Annotated in this window: 25 protein-coding genes; 16 read left to right on the forward strand and 9 right to left on the reverse strand. The window is 69.1% G+C overall.

Annotation, left to right across the window (positions count from 1 at the left end):
* The first annotated feature begins 2 nt into the window (after nt 1-2).
* From KF910_RS06680 to KF910_RS06745, 14 genes are read left to right on the forward strand one after another with little or no spacing between them, the layout of a single operon-like run.
* Complete coding sequence (locus tag KF910_RS06680; RefSeq protein ID WP_292259809.1) at nt 3-314, forward strand: TrbC/VirB2 family protein; 312 nt, start codon at nt 3-5, stop codon at nt 312-314.
* Nucleotides 314-496: a hypothetical protein gene (locus KF910_RS06685; protein WP_292259811.1), complete on the forward strand. Its 183-nt coding sequence runs from the start codon at nt 314-316 to the stop codon at nt 494-496. Before KF910_RS06680 ends, KF910_RS06685 begins: the two co-directional genes overlap by 1 nt.
* Complete coding sequence (locus tag KF910_RS06690; protein WP_292259812.1) at nt 489-824, forward strand: type IV secretion system protein VirB3; 336 nt, start codon at nt 489-491, stop codon at nt 822-824. The genes KF910_RS06685 and KF910_RS06690 overlap by 8 nt, the downstream gene beginning before the upstream one ends.
* The gene (locus KF910_RS06695; RefSeq protein WP_292259814.1) at nt 817-3,192 is read left to right on the forward strand and encodes a VirB4 family type IV secretion/conjugal transfer ATPase; all 2,376 of its coding nucleotides are present in this window, start codon (nt 817-819) and stop codon (nt 3,190-3,192) included. Before KF910_RS06690 ends, KF910_RS06695 begins: the two co-directional genes overlap by 8 nt.
* A complete protein-coding gene (locus KF910_RS06700) occupies nt 3,189-3,917 on the forward strand; it encodes a type IV secretion system protein (protein WP_292259815.1) in 729 nt (242 codons plus the stop codon). The genes KF910_RS06695 and KF910_RS06700 overlap by 4 nt, the downstream gene beginning before the upstream one ends.
* A 14-nt stretch (nt 3,918-3,931) precedes the next feature.
* On the forward strand, nt 3,932-4,138 hold the full coding sequence (locus KF910_RS06705; RefSeq protein WP_292259817.1) for a hypothetical protein: 207 nt from the start codon (nt 3,932-3,934) through the stop codon (nt 4,136-4,138).
* Between the two features lie 2 nt (nt 4,139-4,140).
* Nucleotides 4,141-5,061: a type IV secretion system protein gene (locus KF910_RS06710; RefSeq protein WP_292259819.1), complete on the forward strand. Its 921-nt coding sequence runs from the start codon at nt 4,141-4,143 to the stop codon at nt 5,059-5,061.
* 1 nt (nt 5,062) lies between these two features.
* Nucleotides 5,063-5,269, forward strand: a complete 207-nt coding sequence (locus tag KF910_RS06715; protein WP_292259820.1) for a hypothetical protein — start codon at nt 5,063-5,065, stop codon at nt 5,267-5,269.
* Nucleotides 5,266-5,949 (forward strand): virB8 family protein, encoded by a 684-nt coding sequence (locus KF910_RS06720; RefSeq protein ID WP_292259822.1) that lies wholly within the window; start codon nt 5,266-5,268, stop codon nt 5,947-5,949. Before KF910_RS06715 ends, KF910_RS06720 begins: the two co-directional genes overlap by 4 nt.
* A gap of 32 nt (nt 5,950-5,981) precedes the next feature.
* Nucleotides 5,982-6,767, forward strand: a complete 786-nt coding sequence (locus KF910_RS06725; protein ID WP_292259824.1) for a TrbG/VirB9 family P-type conjugative transfer protein — start codon at nt 5,982-5,984, stop codon at nt 6,765-6,767.
* The gene (gene virB10 / locus KF910_RS06730) at nt 6,764-7,897 is read left to right on the forward strand and encodes a type IV secretion system protein VirB10 (protein WP_292259825.1); all 1,134 of its coding nucleotides are present in this window, start codon (nt 6,764-6,766) and stop codon (nt 7,895-7,897) included. Before KF910_RS06725 ends, virB10 begins: the two co-directional genes overlap by 4 nt.
* On the forward strand, nt 7,897-8,904 hold the full coding sequence (virB11, locus tag KF910_RS06735; RefSeq protein WP_292259827.1) for a P-type DNA transfer ATPase VirB11: 1,008 nt from the start codon (nt 7,897-7,899) through the stop codon (nt 8,902-8,904). Before virB10 ends, virB11 begins: the two co-directional genes overlap by 1 nt.
* The gene (locus KF910_RS06740; RefSeq protein WP_292259829.1) at nt 8,870-10,729 is read left to right on the forward strand and encodes a type IV secretory system conjugative DNA transfer family protein; all 1,860 of its coding nucleotides are present in this window, start codon (nt 8,870-8,872) and stop codon (nt 10,727-10,729) included. The genes virB11 and KF910_RS06740 overlap by 35 nt, the downstream gene beginning before the upstream one ends.
* The gene (locus tag KF910_RS06745; RefSeq protein ID WP_292259830.1) at nt 10,726-11,367 is read left to right on the forward strand and encodes an LPD7 domain-containing protein; all 642 of its coding nucleotides are present in this window, start codon (nt 10,726-10,728) and stop codon (nt 11,365-11,367) included. Before KF910_RS06740 ends, KF910_RS06745 begins: the two co-directional genes overlap by 4 nt.
* Nucleotides 11,368-11,426: 59 nt before the next feature.
* Here the strand turns inward: KF910_RS06745 and arsH are convergent, their stop codons facing one another.
* The 6 genes from arsH to KF910_RS06775 form a co-directional block, all read right to left on the reverse strand.
* A complete protein-coding gene (gene arsH / locus KF910_RS06750) occupies nt 11,427-12,236 on the reverse strand; it encodes an arsenical resistance protein ArsH (RefSeq protein WP_292259832.1) in 810 nt (269 codons plus the stop codon).
* Nucleotides 12,236-13,324 carry an ACR3 family arsenite efflux transporter gene (arsB, locus tag KF910_RS06755; protein WP_292259833.1) on the reverse strand — a complete coding sequence of 363 codons (1,089 nt, stop codon included), beginning with the start codon at nt 13,322-13,324 and terminating at the stop codon, nt 12,236-12,238. Before arsB ends, arsH begins: the two co-directional genes overlap by 1 nt.
* Entirely contained in the window at nt 13,324-13,746 is a 423-nt protein-coding gene (gene arsC / locus KF910_RS06760) for an arsenate reductase (glutaredoxin) (RefSeq protein WP_292259835.1), read from the reverse strand. The genes arsB and arsC overlap by 1 nt, the downstream gene beginning before the upstream one ends.
* Nucleotides 13,747-13,754: 8 nt before the next feature.
* On the reverse strand, nt 13,755-14,090 hold the full coding sequence (locus KF910_RS06765) for an ArsR/SmtB family transcription factor (protein ID WP_292259836.1): 336 nt from the start codon (nt 14,088-14,090) through the stop codon (nt 13,755-13,757).
* A 107-nt stretch (nt 14,091-14,197) separates the two neighbouring features.
* Nucleotides 14,198-15,208: a relaxase/mobilization nuclease domain-containing protein gene (locus KF910_RS06770; RefSeq protein WP_292259838.1), complete on the reverse strand. Its 1,011-nt coding sequence runs from the start codon at nt 15,206-15,208 to the stop codon at nt 14,198-14,200.
* The gene (locus KF910_RS06775; protein ID WP_292259840.1) at nt 15,205-15,726 is read right to left on the reverse strand and encodes a MobC family plasmid mobilization relaxosome protein; all 522 of its coding nucleotides are present in this window, start codon (nt 15,724-15,726) and stop codon (nt 15,205-15,207) included. The genes KF910_RS06770 and KF910_RS06775 overlap by 4 nt, the downstream gene beginning before the upstream one ends.
* Before the next feature lie 404 nt (nt 15,727-16,130).
* Here KF910_RS06775 and KF910_RS06780 point away from each other — a divergent pair, with 404 nt between their 5' ends.
* Together KF910_RS06780 and KF910_RS06785 are read left to right on the forward strand one after the other, a co-directional pair.
* Complete coding sequence (locus KF910_RS06780; protein WP_292259842.1) at nt 16,131-16,619, forward strand: helix-turn-helix domain-containing protein; 489 nt, start codon at nt 16,131-16,133, stop codon at nt 16,617-16,619.
* Between the two features lie 83 nt (nt 16,620-16,702).
* Nucleotides 16,703-17,386 carry a hypothetical protein gene (locus KF910_RS06785; RefSeq protein WP_292259843.1) on the forward strand — a complete coding sequence of 228 codons (684 nt, stop codon included), beginning with the start codon at nt 16,703-16,705 and terminating at the stop codon, nt 17,384-17,386.
* Nucleotides 17,387-17,441: 55 nt separating this feature from the next.
* On the opposite strand, the gene KF910_RS06790 is transcribed toward KF910_RS06785, so the two are convergent.
* The 3 genes from KF910_RS06790 to KF910_RS06800 form a co-directional block, all read right to left on the reverse strand.
* A complete protein-coding gene (locus KF910_RS06790) occupies nt 17,442-18,323 on the reverse strand; it encodes an ArdC family protein (RefSeq protein ID WP_292259845.1) in 882 nt (293 codons plus the stop codon).
* Between the two features lie 72 nt (nt 18,324-18,395).
* Nucleotides 18,396-18,689, reverse strand: a complete 294-nt coding sequence (locus tag KF910_RS06795; protein WP_292259847.1) for a DUF736 domain-containing protein — start codon at nt 18,687-18,689, stop codon at nt 18,396-18,398.
* A 701-nt stretch (nt 18,690-19,390) separates the two neighbouring features.
* Nucleotides 19,391-20,305 carry a HEPN domain-containing protein gene (locus KF910_RS06800; RefSeq protein WP_292259848.1) on the reverse strand — a complete coding sequence of 305 codons (915 nt, stop codon included), beginning with the start codon at nt 20,303-20,305 and terminating at the stop codon, nt 19,391-19,393.
* Between the last annotated feature and the right edge of the window lie 157 nt (nt 20,306-20,462).

The following is a 20,462-nucleotide window of genomic DNA, read 5'->3' on the forward strand; positions in this document are numbered from 1 at the left end:
CGATGACTTCAGCTGCGCACCTTCGTCGCCCCGCCCGTCATCTGGGCGCGCTCCTGTGCATCGCCCTGGCCGCGACCGCGCTGACCGCCCAGCCCGCCCTGGCGTCCGCCAACGTCGAAGGGCTGCTGCAGAACGTGGTCGACATGCTCACGGGCAACACCGCCCGGCTCCTTGCGGTGCTCGCGGTGGTGGTGGTCGGCATTCTGTGGATGTTCGGTCTGTTCGACCTTCGCCGGGCGGCCATCGTCGTGCTCGGGATCGTGGTGGTCTTCGGTGCGGCCGAGATCGTCAACCTGATCACCGGGGGCTCGTGATGCCCTCCCCGGCGGCGACCCTCCTGATCGGCGCGATCGCCGCCTTGCTGGCGCTGTGTCTCGCCCAGGGCCTGGGCCTGATTTCGCCGAAGCGGTTCGCCCAGCTCGTGGGCGGCGCAGCCGGCGGGGTCGCTCTAATCTGCGCCGGCGTCTGGCTCGCGGAGGGAGGCGCCCATGGCTGAGGAACGCCTAACGGAGGATCCCCTCTTCCTCGCCTGCACCCGCCCCGCCATGGTCATGGGGGTGCCGATGGAGGCCATGGGGGTCAACGTCATCCTCTCCGGCGTGGTGTTCCTCATCGGCGGGAGCCTGCTTTACCTGCTCGTCGCACCGGCCCTTCACCTGGTGTTCCGCGCAATCTGCCGCGCCGATCACAACGCCTTCCGCCTCCTCTTCGTCTACGTCGACACCAAGGGCCGCTGCCGCAACGGCGCGCTGTGGGGCGGCAGCTCCGTGTCGCCTCTGCCCGTCGTGCGCCGTTACGTCGTCGCGGAGCTGCGCCGTGGCTGACGGCGTCGCCTCCCGGTCGCGTCTGCGCCGCGAGACCGAAGTCCGGTCCCACCTCCCCTATGCGCGCCATGTGAACGACCACGTCGTCGCCCTCGACAGCGGCGCGCTCATGATGGTCTTCCAGGTCGCGGGCGCGAGTTTCGAGACGGCCGACGCGCGCGACCTCAACGACTGGCACCTCAAGCTGAACCAGGCGTGGCGAAACCTCGCCGACGAGAGGCTGGCGGTCTGGCATCATATCGTCCGACGGGAGGTTCACCCGGAGCCTTCCCGAGGCCATCGGTCGGCGTTCGCGGCCAGCCTGGCCGCCGACTACGACGCCCAGATGTCGAGCCGGCGGCTCTGGATCAACGAGCTGTTCGTCACCCTCGTGCTGCAGCCCGGCCGCGACCGCACCGACCGCGCCGCCGCCATGATGCGACGCCTGCGGCAGGCGCGCCGTGACGACGGCGAGGCGATGGTCGCGCAGGTCCGCCGGCTCGAGGAGGCCGGTCGTGATCTGGCCCAGTATCTGGATCGCTACGCCCCGCGCCGCCTGGGGCTGCACGAGCGGGGCGGTCTCTGGTTCTCGGAGCCCCTGGAGGTCGTGGGCCTGATCCTGACGGGACGACGTTCGCCCGCGCCGCTCGTCTACGGCCACCTCGGCGCGGCCGCCTATACGATCAGGGCGATCTTCGGCCGCGAAACCGTGGAGCTGCGGGGCGCGGCCGGCGAGCGTTTCGGCGGAATTCTCGCCATCAAGGAGTACCCGGCGACGACACGCCCAGGCCTTTGGGATGCGCTGCTCAACGCCCGCTTCGGCTTCGTCATGTCGCAGTCGTTCGCCTTCCTGTCGAAGGCGGCGGCGCGCGCGGTGATGGAGCGCAAGCAGAACCAGATGGTGTCGGCCCGCGACAAGGCCGGCTCCCAGATCGCCGGCCTGTCTGACGCCCTGGATGATCTGGTCAGCAACCGGTTCGTGATGGGCGAACATCAGGCGTCCGTCCTGGTCCATGGCGACACCCCCGTCGCCCTGGCGGACCATCTGTCGAAGGCGCGCGCCATCCTCGCCGACTCCGGCCTGGTGGTGGCACGCGAAGATCTGGGGCTGGAGGCGGCGTTCTGGTCGCAGTTTCCGGGGGTCTTCTCCCGCCGCACCCGACCGGCGGCGATCACCTCGCGCAACTTCGCGGCGCTGGCCCCCCTGCACGCCCACCCGGTCGGCAAGGCGGACGGCAATCACTGGGGTCCGGCGGTCGCCGTTTTGCGTACGACGGCCGGGTCACCCTTCCACTTCAACTTCCACGTCGGCGACGTGGGCCACACCTTCATCTGCGGCCCGTCGGGGTCCGGCAAGACGGTCGTCCAGAACTTCATGCTGGCGCAGCTGGAGCGGTTCGGCGCCCAGCAGATCTTCATCGACAAGGATCGCGGCGCCGAAATCTTCGTGCGGGCCAGCGGCGGGACCTATCTTGCGCTTCGCAACGGCGAGCCGACGGGCTTCGCCCCCTTCAAGGCGCTCCCGCCGTCTCCGTCCAACCGGGCCTTCCTCGTCCGGTTGATCCGCACGCTGGTCGCCCGGCCCGACGAGACCCTGTCCGTCGCCCAGGCCCGGTCGATCGACGAAGGCGTGTCGGCGCTCGAGGCGCTGCCGCGCGAACGCCGCTCCATCGCCGCCATGCGCAGTCTACTTGGCCAGGCGGACGCTGGCGGCATCGGCGCCCGTCTGGAACGCTGGCAGAAGGGCGGCCCGCTCGGCTGGGTGCTCGACAACGACGAGGACGCGCTCAGCCTCGAGGCCCGGTTCGCTGGCTTCGACATGACCCACGTCCTGGACCACGACGAGGTCCGGACCCCGGCCATGCTCTACCTGTTCCACCGCATCACGGAGCGGGTCGATGGTCGGCGGCTGGTCCTGGACATCGACGAGTTCTGGAAGGTGCTGGGCGACGCCGCCTTCACCGATCTGGCCCAGGACGGGCTGAAGACCTGGCGCAAGCAGAACGCCTTCATGGTGTTCGGCACCCAGTCGCCGGCGGACGTCCTGCGCTCGCCGATCGCCCACGCCATCCTGGAACAGTGCGCGACCCAGATCTTCCTGCCGAACGCTCACGGCCAGGCGCGCGACTATGTCGACGGCTTCGGGCTGACGCAGGAGGAATTCCGGCTCGTGCGCGAGGAGCTGACGCCGGAGTCCCACCGCTTCCTCGTCAAGCAGGGCCACGACAGCGTCGTCGTCGAACTGAACCTCGACGGCATGGACGACGCCTTGGCGATCCTGTCCGGTCGCGCCGGGACCGTCGGCTTGCTGGACCGCATCCGCGCCGAGGTCGGCGACGATTACGCGCTCTGGCGCGCCCCCTTTCACGCCCAAAGGAGAATGTCATGACCCTTCGCCATCTGGCGTCGGCCGCCCTGGCCGGCGCCCTGCTGCTCGCCGGCCCCGCCGCCCAGGCCCAGCAGCTCGTCCACGATCCGCGAGCTCTCGGGCAGATGATCGAGGACGCCCGCACCAGCCTGCAGCAGCTTCAGGCCCTGCAGGCGCAGATCGAGGAGCAGCGGGCGCTCTTCGAGAGCCTCAACGACATCTCGGACGTCAATGGACTGGCTCAGGCGCTCGGCCTGCCCGAGGTTCGCAATCCCCTGCCCGACAGCCGGTCCCTGCGCGCCGCCGCCGAAGGCGATCTGTCGGCCCTGGGCGCCCTTGCCGAGCGGGCCGGCGCGATCCGGCGCGAGACGCGCCTCTTCACCCCGCCCGCGGGCGACCTGTCCGAGGCTGACGCCTACTACCGCGACAGCCTGGAGCGCGCCGGAGCCCGCACGGCCCGGGATCTGGCGATCGGCGAAGCCGTGGGCGAAGCGTCCGACCGTCGACTCGAGGGTCTGGAGACGCTGCGCCGCGCCCTGGACACCGCGCCGAGCGCGCGCGCCGTGATGGATCTTGAGGCCCGCCTGGCGGCCGAACAGGCTCTCATCCAGAACGAGCAACTGCGTCTTCAGGGACTCGCCGTCACCCAGGCGGCCGAGGCGCGGCTGGAGGAGCAGAGAAGCCGCGAGCGCGCCGAGGCGGCCCGGGCAGCCCGCCAGGCGACCTACGAGCGCGTGTTCCAGTGAGGCGCGGGCTTCTCTTGGGCATTGTCGCCCTCGCGGCCTGCTCCCCGCCGCCCCGCGACGCCAAGGCCTTCGCCGACGACCCGGACGCGGCTGCCCGCGTCGTCGCCGATTGCGACGCCGGAACCCGCCGCCCCGACTGCGCAGCCGCGCGGGAGGGCCTGACGGAAGCCCGCCGGCGCGAGCGAATGGACGCCTATGCCCGGACGTTCGGCGAGCCCTGACTATGTCGTTCCGCGTCTTTGAGCCGAGCTACGACTTCATCGACGAGAGCCTCAGTGTGTTCCTCGGCGACCGGCTGTCATCGGTGATCGCCCAGGTGGACGGGCCGTTGCGGGTCGCCCTGCTCCTCTATGTGGTCCTGTACGGCTTCGCCATCCTGCGCGGCGCCATCACCGAGCCGGTGAGGGATTTCGCCGTCCGCTCCATCAAGCTCGCCCTGCTCTATGCGTTGGCGACGACCACCGCCTACTCCACCTTCGTCACCGAGCCTCTGTTCACCGACCTGCCGAACGCCCTGACGCGGGCCGTCAGCGGTTCGGAGACGCCCAGCGTGGGCGCCGCCTTCGACCAGTTCTTCGCCTACGCCGCCTGGCTGGGCGAGGACATTTCCCGGGACGCCTCGGCCTTCAACCCGGCCCCCTACATCGTCGCTGCCGGTGTTTTCATCATCGGAGCCCTGGCCGCCGCCCTCGGCTTCGGGGTCGTGCTGGTCGCCAAGCTGGCGCTGGCGCTTCTCGTCACCCTTGGGCCGATCTTCATCGCCTGCGCCCTGTTTGACGCAACGCGACGCTATTTCTTCGGCTGGCTGAGCCAGGCGGTGAACTACCTCGTCCTGTTCGCTCTGATCATCGTCATCTTCCAGCTGGTCCTGTCGTTGGTGCGAGACCAGTGGGGCTCGATCCAGGGCGCCGACCCCATGATCGGCGGCCTGATCTTCATCGCCCTGTGCCTGCTGGGCGCGATCTTCTTCCTGCAGACGCCGGCGATCGCGGCGGGCATCGCCGGCGGCGCAAGCGCGGGCCTCGCCGACTTCGCCAACGCCGCCGCGCTCGGCTCGAGTTCGTCCGGACGCGCCCGGGGTCCGCAGGAGGCCAGCCGTCAGCCGCCCCGGGGCGGCGGAACCATCCGACCGAACGGAGCCTGACATGAGCCTTCGCCTGCTGCTGATCCTGAGCGCCCTGCTGGGCGGATGCGCCACCGGCCGCACGGATGCGCCGGCGACGTGCGACGGGCGCGATCGCCGTCCCGCCAACCCTCACGGCTCGATCCTCGTCGCCTCAACGCCGGCGGCCCCGCCTGCGCCCGCGGCTCAGCCGAACCCGTCTGAACCCTCCGCCGGGGGCTGCGCATGACCGGCGTCCCGTCCGACGAACTGAAGCGCTATTTCAGAGAGGCGCGGCGGTGGGACCAGGATCGTCTGGCCGGCGCCCTGCGGTCGCGCGGTCTGGCCTGGACGGTGGCCGGCGTGGCGGCGGCCCTGGCGATCGCGGCGACGACAGCCGTGACCGTCCTGACCCCGCTGAAGACCAGCGAACCGTTCGTCATTCGCGTCGATCGAACGACCGGATCGGTTGACGTCGTGCGCGGCCTCTCCGGCGAGGACGGACCGGCCCGCTACGACGAGGCGGTCAGCAAATACTTCCTGGGCCAGTACGTTCGGGCTCGCGAAGGTTACCTCGATCCGGCCGCCGAGGACGCCTTCCGTCAGGTCTCGATCCTGTCCGCCCCGGCGGAACAGCGTCGCTGGGCCGAACTCTACCGCGGCTCCAATCCCGACAGCCCGCAGAACCTCTATGGGCAGGACGGCGAGGCCGTGGTGTCGATCCGCGCGATCGGCTTCATCAACGACAGCGTCGCCAACGTCCGGTTCCGCCGGACCGTTCGCCAGGCCCAACAGGTCGCCGAGAGCGACTGGATCGCCACGATCGCCTTCGCCTACACCCGCGCCCCGATGTCGGAGGCGGATCGGCTCCGCAACCCGCTCGGCTTCCAGGTGACGTCCTATCGCGCCGACCCGGAGGTCATCCGATGAGAACCCCGACACTCCTTTTGGCCGCCGCTGTCATGGCGACAGCGGGCCCGGCTCTGGCCCAATCGGACGGGAGCGACCGCATCCAGGAGCTCACCTACGCCCCGCATGGCGTCTATCAGGTCTCCGGCGCCTTTCGCACGGCGACCCAGATCATCTTCTCGCCCGAGGAGACGATCCGGCACGCCGCCATCGGCGATAGCGTGGCCTGGGAGGTCGCGGCGGAGGGGTCCGTCCTCTTCCTGAAGCCGCGCGAGCGACACCAGTCCACCAATCTATTGGTCGTGACGGAGAGGGGCGGCGTCGCCCGCCACTACGTCTTCGAACTGCGGGCTCACGACCGGTCCGCCAGGGAGGCCGCCTACCAGATCCGGTTCCGGTATCCTGACGACGAACGGGCCCGGGCGGCCGCCGCCCTCGCGGCGTCGGCCGAGGCGGCGGAGGAACGCCTCCTCGGTCTTGAGCTTCAGGCCGGCGCCATCGAGGGACGGCGCAACCTCGCCTATTCCGTCCAGGGGGATGCGGCGCTCCAGCCCAGCGAGGTCACCGATAACGGCCGGTTCACCGTGCTGCGCTTCCCGGGCGCCCAGCCGGTCCCCGCCATCTTCGAAGTCGCTCACGACGGATCCGAGCGGCTCGTGCCCTATGACGTCCGCGGCGAATTCGTGGTGATCCACGGCGTGGTCGCCGGCCTGCGCCTGCGCCATGGCGGGTCGGTCCTCTGCATCTTCAACGACGCCTTCGATCCACGCGGGCGCGCCACCGGCACCGGAACGGCGTCCCCGGCCGTCGATCGGACCGTGACGGGAGACCGGCCATGACCGACGACACCCCGCCCCCGCCCGCAGAGACCCCGGAAACGCCCACTGCCGTGCGGGATCGGGGTGTCTCCCCTGTCGCGGGCCGGTTCGGCGGCCGGCAAGGGCGGATGATCACGCTTGCCGCCCTCGCGGCGGGTTGCGGCGTCTTCCTGTTCGCCACCTGGGATCGCGGCGACGCGCGGGACCGCGACCGGGAGGCGGACGACACGCCGCCGCGCCAGCTGGCGCCGTTCGAGCCGGCGCGTCGACCCGAGCCGCCCCTGCTCGAGACAGCCAACACGGACCCTTTCGCACCGACGCTCGTGGACGAGGGCGAGCCGGCGCCCGCGATCGAACCAGGCCCACGGGGCGGTTCGTCGTCCGGACCGACGCCGGCGGAGCAGCGGCGCGCTCTCGCCGAAAGCGCCCAGCGCGCGCCCGTGCTCGCCTACAGCCGCCCCGGCCGCCCCGCGGATCGGGCCGCCGCCGTTGCTGAGCCCCTGCTCGCCTCGGATCGATCGGGCGACCCCGGCCATGAGCTCGACGCGCTGCGCCGGGTGAGCCCGATCGGCTCCGCGCGGGCGGGCCGCCTGCCGGACCGCAACCTCCTGATCACGGCCGGCTCGAGCGTGCCCTGCGTCCTGCAGACGGCGATGGACAGCTCCACCCCAGGCTATGTCAGCTGCCTGATTTCGCGGGATGTCTATTCCGAGAACGGCGCGGTCGTCCTGCTGGAACGGGGAACGCGGGTGCTGGGCGAGTACCGCGGGGCCGTGGAGCCGGGCCGGGGCCGGCTGTTCGTGCTGTGGACCCGCGCGGTCACGCCCGCGGGCGTCGCGGTCGCTCTGGCCTCGCCCGCGGCGGACGCGCTCGGCCGCGCCGGCTTCGACGGCGCGGTGGACGCCCGGTTCTGGGACCGGTTCGGCGCGGCCCTGCTGCTGTCGGTCGTGGACGACGCCGCCTACGCCGCGGCCGGCGGCGGCCAGTCCCTGCAGTCCACGGGCCGCGTCCCGTCAGACGCCGCATCCGTCGCCCTCCAGGGCTCGATCGGCATCCGCCCCACCTTGCGCAAGGCCCAGGGGTCCGAGGTGTCGATCTTCGTGGCGCAGGACCTCGACTTCGCGGACGTCTATCGCCTGCGGCCGAGGTGATGCGCGACACCTCCGTCATCGACCATTACCTCGCCCCGCTCCGGCCCTTCCTGGCGCCGGCGCCGGTCACCGAGGTCGTGGTCAACCGGCCCCAAGAGGTCGGGGTAGAGCATCCGGACGGCTGGCGCTGGCATGAGGTGCCCGAGTTGACGGAAAGCTGGCTGCGCACCCTGGCGGTGGCGGCCGCCGCCTGCACGGGACAGGATGTCGACGCCGAGCGGCCCATCTGTTCGACCGTTCTCCCCGGCGACGCGCGCTGCCAGATCGTGCTGCCGCCGGTCGTCCCCGCCGGCGCCGTCTCCCTGACGATCCGGAAGCCGTCCGCGACGCGCATGAGTCTCGAGGACTTCCGCGTCGCCGGTCTGTTCAACGCGGCCGAGACCGTGCGCGGCGGGGCGATCGACGAGACCGACGCCGCGCTGATCCAGTTGCGGGAAGCGGGAGATTGGGTCGGCTTCTTCCGGCTGGCGGTCGAAAGCCGTCGCAACATCCTGATCTCGGGCGCGACCGGGTCCGGCAAGACGACCTTCGCCAAAGGGTTGGTCGAGCTCATCCCCGATCACGAGCGGCTGCTGACCATCGAGGACACGCGCGAACTGATCCTGCCCCAGCGCAACGTCGTCCACCTGCTCTACTCCAAGGACGGCCAGGGTCTGGCCAGGGTCGGCCCCAAGGCGCTGCTGGAAAGCGCGCTCCGTATGCGGCCGGATCGGATCCTGCTGCAGGAGCTGCGCGACGGAACGGCCTTCTTCTTCCTGCGCACCGTCAACTCCGGCCATCCCGGATCGATCACCACCGTCCACGCCGATTCCGCCACTTTGGCCTTCGAGCAGCTGACCCTGCTGGTCCGCGAGTCCGAGGGCGGTCGCGATCTGCCGCGCGACGACATCCGCACCCTGCTGCACCTGATGGTCGATGTGGTGGTGCAGATGAAGAAGACGGACGGCCGGTTCCTCATGACGGAGGTCTGGCATGACCCGCTTCGCAAGCGCCGCGCCGGCGACTAGGGCCGGTCTGGCCGCGGTCGCCGTCCTCGCCGCCTCCGCCCTGTTCGCGGTCGGAGCCCTGACCATCGCCCTGATCGGCCTTGGGCGCTTCTCCGCAGACATCGAGCCCGCCCGCGTGCCGGGCTGGTTCCTCTACTACCGTCATGATCCCGACGTCCGGCGCTGGCTGGCGATCGGCGCCGGCATGACGGGCCTCATACTGTTGATCCTTGCGACGGCCGCGGCCCTGGGCGTGCGCCGCCCGCTGCACGGCGCGGCCCGTTGGTCGACGGCGGGCGAACAGCGCAGGCACGGCCTGCGGGCGAAGAGCGGGCTGCTGCTGGGCGAGGCGGCGGGCGAACTCCTGATCAGCGACGGACCGGAGCATGTGATGCTCTACGCCCCGACCCGGACCGGCAAGGGCGTCGGGGTGGTGATTCCCAATCTGCTGGCCTGGCCGGACTCGGTCGTGGTTTTGGACATCAAGCGGGAGAACTTCATGGCCACCGCCGGCTTCCGCGCCGAGGCCGGCCAGACCGTCCATCTGTTCGACCCGCTTGCGACCGACGGGCGCACGGCGCGCTTCAATCCGCTCGACCACATCGACCGGTCATCCCCGGTCGCAGTGCTGGACGAGCTGCAGCGCATCGCGGGCATGCTGTTCCCCGCCCATAGCCATGCGGACCCGTTCTGGTCGGAGGCGGCCCGCACCGGCTTCATCGGCGTCGGCGCCTACGTCGCCGCCACGCCGGAGGCGCCGTTCACCCTGGGCGAGATCTACCGCCAGCTGACCGAGGGCGATCCGCGGGACCGTTTTCCCAAGCTGCTCGAGCAGCGCCGCAAGAACGGCGATCCCCTGCCCAGGGGGGTGGAGACGGCGCTGACCGACTTCTGCAGTTCCGGCGAGAACACCTTCGCCTCGATCCGTCAGTCGATCACCACCCGGATGGGTTTGTGGCTCAACCCCCTTGTGGACGCCGCCACCAGCGGCAGCGACTTCGACCTGCGAACGATCCGGAACGGTCGTTTGTCGCTGTACCTGGCCGCCTCGCCCGAGAACATGGATCGGGTCGCCCCGCTTTATGCCTTGCTCTTCCAGCAGCTGGTGGACCTGAACAGCCGCGCCCTGCCCGCCCCGGGCGGTCGTCCGACCCTCGTGCTGCTGGACGAGTTCGCCCGGCTCGGCCGGGCCCCGGTGCTGGCGCACGCCTTCGCCTGGGTGGCCGGTTACGGCCTGCGGCTGCTGCCCGTGATTCAGAGCCCCTCCCAGCTGCGCGCCCTGTATGGCCCGGACCTGACCGAAGACATTCTCACCAACTGCGGCCTGGAGATCGTCTTCGCCCCCAAGGAGCTGAAGGTGGCCCAGGAGCTCAGCGAGCGGCTCGGCTACTACACCTATCGGGCGCGCAGCCGCAGCCGCCCGACCGGCCTCGGCCAGGGCCGGCGCAGCCTGACCGACTCCGACCAGAAGCGCGCCCTGATGCTTCCCCAGGAGCTGATGCAGCTCTCGGCCAAGGCGCTGATCGTCCTCAAGGCCGGATTGTCGCCCACCCGGGGACGCAAGCTCGTCTACTACCGGGACAAGCGCTTCACTGGCAGGCTCCGTCCGCCGCCGGAAACCGCCCGCCTCCCGACGGCGATCCAGCCGTCATTCGCCGCGCCGCCTACCCGGTCCCCGTCGATCGATGACACCGACATGAACTTCGACAGCATCGTGCGCCGCTTCGCCGCCGAGGGTCTCAGGCCGCCGCCGCCCGGCGCCGGTGAAGCCGAGGTGCAGGCCTGGCTCGACCGGGTCGTCGCCGCGCCAGCCGCGACGCCGCCAACTCTTGAGCGTCAACCATGACCCGCCCGCCTTCCGGAACAGCCCCGGTCAACCGGCTGGCGCCGCAGCCCGGCGCCTCTGCGGAGCGGCGTTCGCTCGACAAGGGCGACGTGCCCACCCAGCTGCTGGACCGCTATCTGATCGAGCGCGACCGGCAGGGTCGCCCCGAGCGCTACTATCGCGACCACAAGACCGCAGATCCCGCGTTCCGGGACCATGGGCGCGCCCTCTCGTCGCTCCACGCCTATCCGGACACGGTCGCTTCCATGCTTCGGGTCGCGCAGCACCGGAACTGGTCGCAGATCAAGGTGTCGGGGGACGAGGCCTTCCGCCGCGAGGTCTGGGTCCAGGGCCGGAGCCTCGGTCTGGAGGTCGCCGGCTACAAGCCCAGCGAACGGGACCGTCAGGCGGCGAACGAGGGCCCCGCTCGCGCCGCCGGCCGGCGCACCGCGACAGAGCCCGGGAAGGAGCCCTCCGACGAAGCCGTCAAGCGCCGCCTCGAAATGGCAGCCGTGGTGGTCCGCACCCTCATCGCCGACCCGGCCGCCCAAGCACGCCTGATGGAACGGGCCTGGGCTCGGGTACGGCCGGAGAGGGAGAAGCCTCGCGCCCCCGACGCCGATGCAAACCGGCGAGCAGAGCGGCGTCGGGAGCGTTAGGACAGGTCATTTCACTTCAGGCGCTGCCGGCAAAGGTTTCGGATCAGACCGGGGGCGCCTCAAAGGTCTGCCGCCGGACGCGGAGCGGTCGGTGCTGGCGTCCCTCCCTCGACTAGGGGCCTCCCGCCAAGGCGAAGGGCGATGCTGGAGAGATCGGTGTCGGGATCGACGGTCACGCCCGCGGTCTTACGTTCGGAGTAGCGGTCCACCAGAGCGGCGGCGTGCGGACGCGTCAGGATGGTGAACCGAACCAGCTCCTCCATCACGTCCACGATCCGGTCGTAATAGCTGGACGGCTTCATCCGACCCGCCTCGTCGAACTCCTGGAAGGCCTTGGCGACACTGGACTGGTTGGGGATGGTGATCATCCGCATCCAGCGACCCAGCAGGCGTAGAGTGTTCACCGCGTTGAAGCTCTGCGAGCCGCCCGACACCTGCATCACCGCCAGAGTGCGGCCTTGGGTCGGGCGAACGCCACCGACGCTCAGCGGCAGGTGGTCGATCTGCAGTTTCATTAAGCCCGATACCTGCCCGTGGCGTTCGGGGCTGCACCACACCATCCCTTCGGACCAGAAGGCGTGCTGACGCAGCTCCTTGACCGCCGGGTGATCATCGTCCCCCGGTGAACCCGGTAGCGGCAGGTCGGAGGGGTCGAAGATGCGGGTCTCGCAGCCCATGAAGCGCAGCAACCGCGCCGCCTCCTCCACGCAGTGTCGGGAGTAGGACCGCTGACGCAGGGAACCGTAGAGCAGCAGGATGCGGGGCGGCTGGTCGTTCGGACCCAGCCCTCGCGCCGGACTGGACGACAGGTATGCGCGATCCAGCGCCGGCAGGTGGTCGGCATCCGGCAGTTCGCGAAGGCGCGTCATCAGCAGGCGTCCTTCTTCGGCGCTGTGGCCGAAAACCAGCGCCGCCCCATCCACAGCGCGACCGACACCAGCAGGATCAGCACCGGCACCTCGACCAGCGGGCCGATCACCGCCGCGAAGGCGACCGGAGAGGCGAGGCCGAAGGCTGCGATGGCCACGGCGATCGCCAGTTCAAAGTTGTTGGAAGCGGCGGTGAAGGCTAGCGCCGTGGTTCGCGGATAGTCGGCTTCGATGAGCCTGCCCATGACGAAGCTGACCACGAACATCACGAGGAAGTAGATCGTCAGCGGAACAGCGATGCGGAGGGCATCAAACGGCAGGGCGATGACATCCCCGCCTTTCAGGCTGAACATGGCGACGATGGTGAACAGCAGGGCGATCAGGGTGATCGGCCCCACGCGGGGTAGGAAGCGGCGTTCATACCAGTCCGCGCCCTTGCGGGCGATCAGCGTCCGGCGGGTCAGAAAGCCGCCGACAAACGGCAGGCCGAGGTAGATCAGGACGGCGCCGGCGATGGTCCAGAAGCTGACATCGACGACGCTGCCCTCCAATCCCAGCAGCGGCGGCAGGAACGACAGGAAGAACCACGCATAGGCGCTGAAGAAGACGATCTGGAAGACCGAGTTGAAGGCCACGAGCCCGGCGACATACTGGCTGTCGCCGCGCGCCAGCTGGTTCCAGACCAGCACCATGGCGATACAGCGCGCCAGGCCGATCAGGATCACCCCGGTCATGTATTCCGGCTGATCGCGTAGGAAGATCACCGCCAGGGCGAACATCAGCACCGGCCCCAGAACCCAGTTCTGGAACAGCGACAAAGCCAGCACCTGTTTGTCGGCGAAGACCCGAGGCAATTCTTCGTACTTCACCTTCGCCAGCGGCGGATACATCATCAGGACCAACCCGATGGCGATAGGGATGTTGGTCGTCCCCATCGACAGACTGTCGAGCCAAGCCGGCAAGCCCGGAACGACCGTGGCCATCAAAACGCCCAGCGCCATCGCCGCGAAAATCCACAGCGTCAGCCACCGGTCCAGGAATGACAACCGGCGGGGCGCGGCGTCGTAGCGGACGGGCGTATCGACCATCAGCGGACCCTCCGCCCGGCCTCATCAATGACGACCTCGCCGTCCTCCTTGACGAAGGGCTTCAGACCTTCGTCCGGCAGCAGGTCCAGCACCGCCTCCGACGGACGGCACAGCCGAACCCCGCGCGGCGACACCACGAGGGGCCGGTTCAACAGGATCGGATGCGCCTCGACGGCGTCCAGAAGCTGGTCATCAGTCAGGTCGGGGTGGTCCAGGCCGAGTTCAGCGTAGGGCGTCCCCTTCTCCCGCAACAAGGCCCGCAACGGTTGGCCGGTGCGCGCCGCCAGCCCGGCCACCATGGCCCGCGACGGCGGCGTCTTCAGATACTCGATGACGTGCGGCTCGACGCCGACGTGACGGATCAGCGCGAGCGTGTTGCGCGAGGTCCCGCAAGCGGGGTTGTGATAGATGACGACGTCCATGGCGAGCTTCAGGGGCAACAGGGAAGGAGTTCGGCCAGGAGCGGCTCGCACTGTTCGGCCTGGCCGCCGCAGCAGTCGGCGACAAGATAGAGGACAAGCCCCCGCAAGCGCTCGATGTTGGGTGCGAAGTAGATTTCGCGACCCTTGCGTTCGGACGAGACAAGGCCCGCGTCCGTCAGAATTCTGAGGTGAGACGACATGGTGCTGGGGGGTTGTCCGAACTCCAGCGAGATGTCTCCCGCCTTCAGCCCCTCCGGGGCGTGCCTGATCAGCAGCCGGAGAACCTCGAGGCGGCGCGGATGGCCGAGCGCGGAGAAGCAATCGGTGGCGAGCTTTGCATCCATATTTCGATAATACGCGTTTTATCGAACTTTAAAAGGGCGCGGAGGCCTGTCGGACGCTGACGTCAGTCCCCGCTTCGGCGAAGCGCAGGCGAAGGACCGATTCACAGCTAGCGCTCGCGTATTTGGTCGCGGCGACGGTCTGCTCCCCCCCGGACCCCCGCTAGCGCCCGGGCGAGGATCTCGCGTTGCGTCAGGATGGGCGGCAGGGTGCGGATGAACCGCTCCAGATCCTGCCCAAGCCGACGGTCGCCATCCGCCTTCGACGCCTGAAGCCGCAAAGCCTCGACCACCAGCCTGCGCCGTATGGCCGACTGCCGTTGACGCAGGCGCGCCTCCCAGACCGGTTCGGAGGACGGTGGCCGGGCCGCCGACTCCAGCGCCCCAGCCAATGTCTTCGGCAGTGGGCCGTCACCGCGTTCGAACCGTTCGCGCAGCTTGCGCACCGGCGTGCGTTCGGCCTTGCGCACCACGCCCCGCGCACGACGCGGCGTCGCCTCGGCCTCGACGCCGCGATCCCGAAGGGCGGCGGCGAAGGTCTCCCGCCAGAGCTGCAGGTCGGCCTTGCGGGGATTGAGCCGCTCGCCGTCTCGCCCGAGGGCGCGAACGGTGAGGTGAACATGCGGGTGCCGGTCATCGGTATGCAGGGCGAACACATAGGGGTGCCGGTCTGCGAACAAATTGGCGGCGAAGGCGCGAGCCGCATCATGGACCCGTCCTTCATCAGTGCCCGCCGGCATGCTCAGAACGATCGACAGGGACACTGGCGCGTCCCGTCGCTGCGGCGCCACCAAGAGCTCGTCACGCCAGTCTTCGGCCAACGTCCGGACCTCCGCGCGACCGCTCAGACTCTCGCCGTCGGGCCCCTCAAGGAACAGTTTCCCGTTGCGCGTGATGTAGTCCAGATGGCGCTGCAGGTGGCCTCCGTCCCGGGTCCTGCCGGTGATCTTGACCATCACCTCGGGCGCTCGCCGCACCATACGCTGGAGCCGGGCTCTGGCCGCGCGGGCCTCTCCGGCCGCGCCGGCGCCAAGAACCGCCTGGGTGAGCCGCGCCCGTCTCGTGCGGACGGGCGGACGCAGGGCCTCCTCGAAACCGGATGGGATGCGGAAGTCGTTCACGCGTCGACCGACCAATAGGCGAGATTGCCCTGGAAGGCGTCGCGCACCCCGACCAGATGCGCGCGGATCTCCTCGGAAAAGGCGGCCAGCTGGGCCACCTCCAGGTCCAGCACCGCGCCCTCCATCACCGCCGTGTTCAGGGCTCGGGCGATCTGGTTGACGTTGACCCCGATACGCCGGAGCTCGCGCTGCACCTCGATCAGCGCCACGGCGTCACGACGGCTCAGCTGCGGCCGATGATGCAGCCGCGCCCGGATCAGGGCGACCGTCCACTGGGTCCGCGTCATGCCCGCGCGCGCCGCCTCCGCCTCCAGGACAGTCAGGTCGGCGGGCGTCAGGCGAAGTCCGAGCTTGCCGCTCAGCCGCGCCGACGATGTCTCCACGGCCTCGGGCAAGGCCGCCTGTGCGGCCTCCTCCATCAGACGTCGCAGCAGCCGCGACCGCCCGCCCCGAGACGCCGCGGCGGCGTCGAACCGGCGGATGAGATGGGACGGGACGCGAAGGGTAAGGCGGTCCATGGGGTGTCGGTCTGTCAGACATTGCCGGCGCAAAGCCTATCCTGCCCTAGACCGTCACCCCCTTCGCCCCGTAGGCCTACGGGTCTGCCCGCCCTCCCCTCGGCGGCCGGTTCCGGCCGCTCGCCCGCCGCCCTGAGGGCGCCCCATCCAGGGCGGGGCTCGGGAATCCTCGCCCAAACTTCCGCAGAGGTACGCCATGCGGACGACCCACCGGTGTGGCGCGTTCCCGCCCCACCTCGGGCGCCAGACTGCCGCTGAATCAGCGCAACGGGAATCAGCGCATCACGGGAACGAGCGTAATCAGGTCTAGTCGGGTAGGTCCTGAAGAGACCATACCCTGCCGCAGCGGGATCCTTGTTCGGGGACGGCGAGACCCATAGGTTCGCTGCGAAGGAGTTCACGCAATGACCGCACCTACCTCATCCACGGTGCTCGCCTTTCCGCCCAAGGCCGGCACGAAAACCGCCTCGTCCCAGGAGAAAATCTGGGGCAAGGCGGTGGTCGCCAACGGCTACGCCGGCATTCCGTCGATCCTGATCCAAGCCCAGTCCCGGCTGGGGCTGACCGCCATGCAGTTCAACATCCTCGTTCAGCTGCTCGACTACTACCGCGACCCCCATCGCGCGCCCTTCCCGTCCCGCGCGGAGCTCGGCCGTCGGATCGGCGTGAAGCCCAAGACGATCCAGACCAACATGCGCCAGCTCGAACAGGCCGGTCTGGTGCGCCGGGAAATGCGCAAGACCGCGGCGGGGGATTGGGCGTCCAACATCTATCACCTCGACGGCCTGGTCGAACGGGTGAAGAAACTCGAGCCGGAGTTCACCGAAGCGCGCAAGGAACGGGAGGCCGCGCGTGCGCGCGTGTCCACCCCGGTGGGTCGCCGACGGTCGTAATCGCTGGGGCTAAAATTGATTTACCCCGGGGGCATGCTTTGCAGCAGAGGCGATCCCGGGGTGTACGCTGGTAGAGATAATCCATGACCCACCCTGATGCAAGGGCGGTCGCCGACGCCGACGGGGTGGAGGCGGCGCTCTCCCTCGAACGGTTCGCGCGCTATGTGGCCTGGGCCGGGGGCGATCGCCACCGCGCCGTCGAACTCTATACGCTAAACACCCGGGTGTCCGAGGCCCTCTATGTGCCGCTCCAGGCTCTGGAGGTGGCGCTGAGAAACCGCATTCACGCGGTGATGACCGAAGCCTCCGGCCCGGGCTGGTTCCAGCCCGAGGCCGGTCACGTCACCGACCGTCAAGCTGAACAGGTGCGTGCGGCGATCGCCGAACTGACGGAAGCGGGCAAGCCGATCGAGGATGGCCGCGTCGTCGCCGCCCTGACCTTCAGCTTCTGGACCTCGATGTTCGGGCGCGAGCAGGACGATCTGTGGAAGCGCACCCTGCACCGGATCGCGACCCGCGATGGCAAATTCCTGTCGCGCAAGGCGTTCGCCACCCCGTTGACCCAGGTGCGTCTCCTGCGGAACCGCATCGCCCACCACGAGCCCATTCTCTACTGGGATCTTCCCAAGCATCATCGGGCGATCGCGGACATGACGCGTTGGCTGTCCCCGGCGATGGATGACTGGCGCGCGACGCTCGACCGGTTCGATCAGGTTCATCCGCCGGAGCGAATGCGCCTGGCGCGCCTCCGGGACGACGAGGCCTGAGCGGACCGCTCTTCGCCATCCCCGGGCCGGCGTCGCCGCCGGCCCGAGGCTCGCTTCACTGCAAGGACCGCAGATAGTCGACGGCCTTCTGCGCGTGCGCGGCCGCCGAGACGATGAAGCGGGTGTCGTTCTTCAGCACCTGCAGCCAGCTGGCGATATAGGCCGCGTGGTCCTCGCGGGGTTCGAGCGCCAGACCAAGATCCGCACAGAGGAAGGCGGCGCCGATCTCGGCGACCAGCTCTTCGCGGGCATAGCCGGGATCGCCGAAGCGCTGGCGACCGAAGTCCCGGTCGAGGCGGGTGGGATGGCGCGTCCAGTGCGTCATCTCGTGGCCGAGGGTGCTGTAATAGGCGTCGGCGTTCTCGAAGCATTCGAACGGCGGCATCTGCACATGGTCCGGCCCCGGCGCGTAATAGGCGCAGCCGCCGCCGTGGCGGATCTCCGCCCCGCAGTTGCTGAAGAAGGCGTCGATGCGGGCGATCCGCTCGTCCGGATTGATCTCGATCGTCTCCGGCTCGCCGTAGCGTTCGGGCAGGCCATCGATCTGGTCGACGTTGAAGACGGTGTAGGCCTTCAGGAACGGGATGCGCTGCTCCACGCTCGCCCCCGTGTCGTCGGTCTCTTCGCGGACGACCTGGTTGGCGTAGACCACGGTGGCGCCGCGCTCGCCCTTGCGGACGTGGGCGCCGAGCGTCAGCGCCTGGCGAAAGGTCATCCAGGTCGATCGGCTGAAGCCTCGGCTGGCGGCTTCGCCCCAGAGCAGGACGACATTGATGCCGTTGTAAGGCGTTCCGTCATGGCGAAGAGGGCGGCTGACGGAGGTCGAGGCCTTCCAAGGCTGGGTCCAGGGGCGGACCCCGGCTTCGAGCTGGGCGAGGATCTGTTGGGTGATCCGGGTATGGATGTCCGGGCGTGCGGGATCGGTGGGGCGCGTCATGGCGGCCTCCTCGAAATGGATGGTGGGAAGAAGGGGCGGCGGCGCGGTCCCCGCGCCGCCGCGGCTCCTGGATCAGCGGGACCAGATCAGGCTGTGCCCGCCCTCGACCTCGACCAGGGAGGCGTAGATCGGCGCCGGGAAGCTGGGATCGTCGAGCTTGACCGAGAGGTATTCGCGGTTCTGCTGGCTCGTCTTCTTCCAGGCGGCGCCGAACTCGGTCTGGCCGGCGAAGATCCGGAAGTCGGGGGCCTTGTCGTCGGTCTTCTCGTTGGGCCGCAGGACCGCCTGCTTGACGTTCAGGGTGAGGGTCTTGATCGACCCGGTGTAGCCGTCCCCTTGAGCGGTGAAGGTGCCGATGGTGGCCATGTCAGTCTCTCCTTTGCTTCGGGCCACGCCTGCCGCGGCCTCGATGGCGATCGACGGACCGGGGCCCGGGCGGCGCGCAGGGAGAGCGAAGCGAGCCCCCGCAGCGAAGCGGAGGACCGCGATGAGAGACTTTCTTGTTTCGCGAGGAAGGCCGTCAGGCCGGGGATGAAAGTCGCGAGAGCGGTTGCGCCAGCCGACCGGGTTTCGGTCAGATCCGCCTCATCGAGAGGCCGCGCCGGCCGGCGCGAGGAGGATGCGAGACGATGGCCGCCGGGCTCCTGAACGCAATAGATGACACCCTACGGCGGCTGTAGACCCGACCGATGTCCGACGCTCAGGCCGCGACCGGGAAGACCTTTTTTGCGGCGAGGCTCCCGGCGGGCAACGCCCGCACCGGTTCGGCTTTCCGCTTCTGTAGAATGAGCCAGGCTGCACCGTCCTTGGCCCCAGAAGCACGATCTGACGTCGTGATGGGAGGCGCCGTCCTCGTCCGGCTCCGTGGGCAGCATGCCGAAGGCGCCATCCGAGATAAGGTCCGCCAGAAGAGCCGTCGGCCGGACAGGTGAAGCGCCACTTGGCCTTCTGCTTCCAACCCGGTTCGGGACCGGGTGACCTCGAATATGCCGTCTGTCCGCCGGCGCCAGCTACTGATGAGACTCAGCAAGGCTCGGCGTCAGATCGAGGACGGGGCGCCCAGCTTATCAGCCGGTGTCACGACCAGCCTCCTCGCGGAGGTCACGCAGCCGTTCTTCGCAGACCGTCCTGGTCAGACCGCGTAGCACTTCGACCCGTTCCGTAAGCCAGGCGAGTTCCTCGCTGCTGATCTTGTAGTGCTTGGAGTAGCGCGCCTTGACGTAGGCCTCGCGCAAAAGCTCGAAACATCGACGCTCGAATTTGGTCTCCCGCGGCCACGCCTCGGCAAGGCGGGCATCGATCGCCTCGGCCTTCTTGCGGAGGAAAGCGATATTGTGAGCCTTGCCGCTGTAGAGCGTCACCACCAGCAAGACGCAGTGGTAGAGGTGTTCCGTAGCTTGATGCAGGCTGAAAGCCGCCAGTTTGCCGCTGTCGCGCTCGGCGTAGAACGCTGCGCCAGCCTGAAACTCCTTCGAGCTCGCCATCCACTCGGTGAAGAAGTCCTCGGCTTCGGCCAGCGCGGCCTTCGCCTTGATGTCGGCGGGCTTGTGCAGCTTGGCGCCGGGAGTGTCGTAGAGGAGGACGCCGTCTCGCTGGATGTCGGCGAAGAAGTAGCGGCCCCGGTCCAGCTGCTCGTTCACATCGTCCAGGCTGTGAACGATGATGCTGACGGGCGTGCGGATTTCGCCCTCGCCCGGCATGGTCCGGTTGGTGGCGTCGAACCAGAACTCGCCATCGGTCAGGTCCTCGTGGTCGACGATGACCAACAGGTCGAAGTCCGAGAAATAGCGCCCGACCGGGTCGTGAACCCAGTCGCCCCGCGCATACGATCCATAGAGGATGACCTTGAGGATCTTGCCGTTCTTCAGGCGCTCGGCGCGCCGCGTTGAAATCGCCTCCTCGAAGGAGGCGCGGATCACATCGACGACGTGACGCAGTTCGGACTGCTTGGGCAGCGGCAGATGATCGAGCGTTTTCTTCACTCGGCGAGTCTCCCCGATGACCTGCCTGCGGGCAAGGCATGATTGAATCTTCTGCATGAGCCCGCGCCCTCGCCTGGCCGAACCGCCGCCTTATCGGGCCGATGTCGTCTTCGGCCTAGCCGTGGTGGTGGTGCTGGCCCTCACGGCCATCGTCTAC

Source organism: Brevundimonas sp. (assembly GCF_019636155.1).
GTDB lineage: Bacteria > Pseudomonadota > Alphaproteobacteria > Caulobacterales > Caulobacteraceae > Brevundimonas.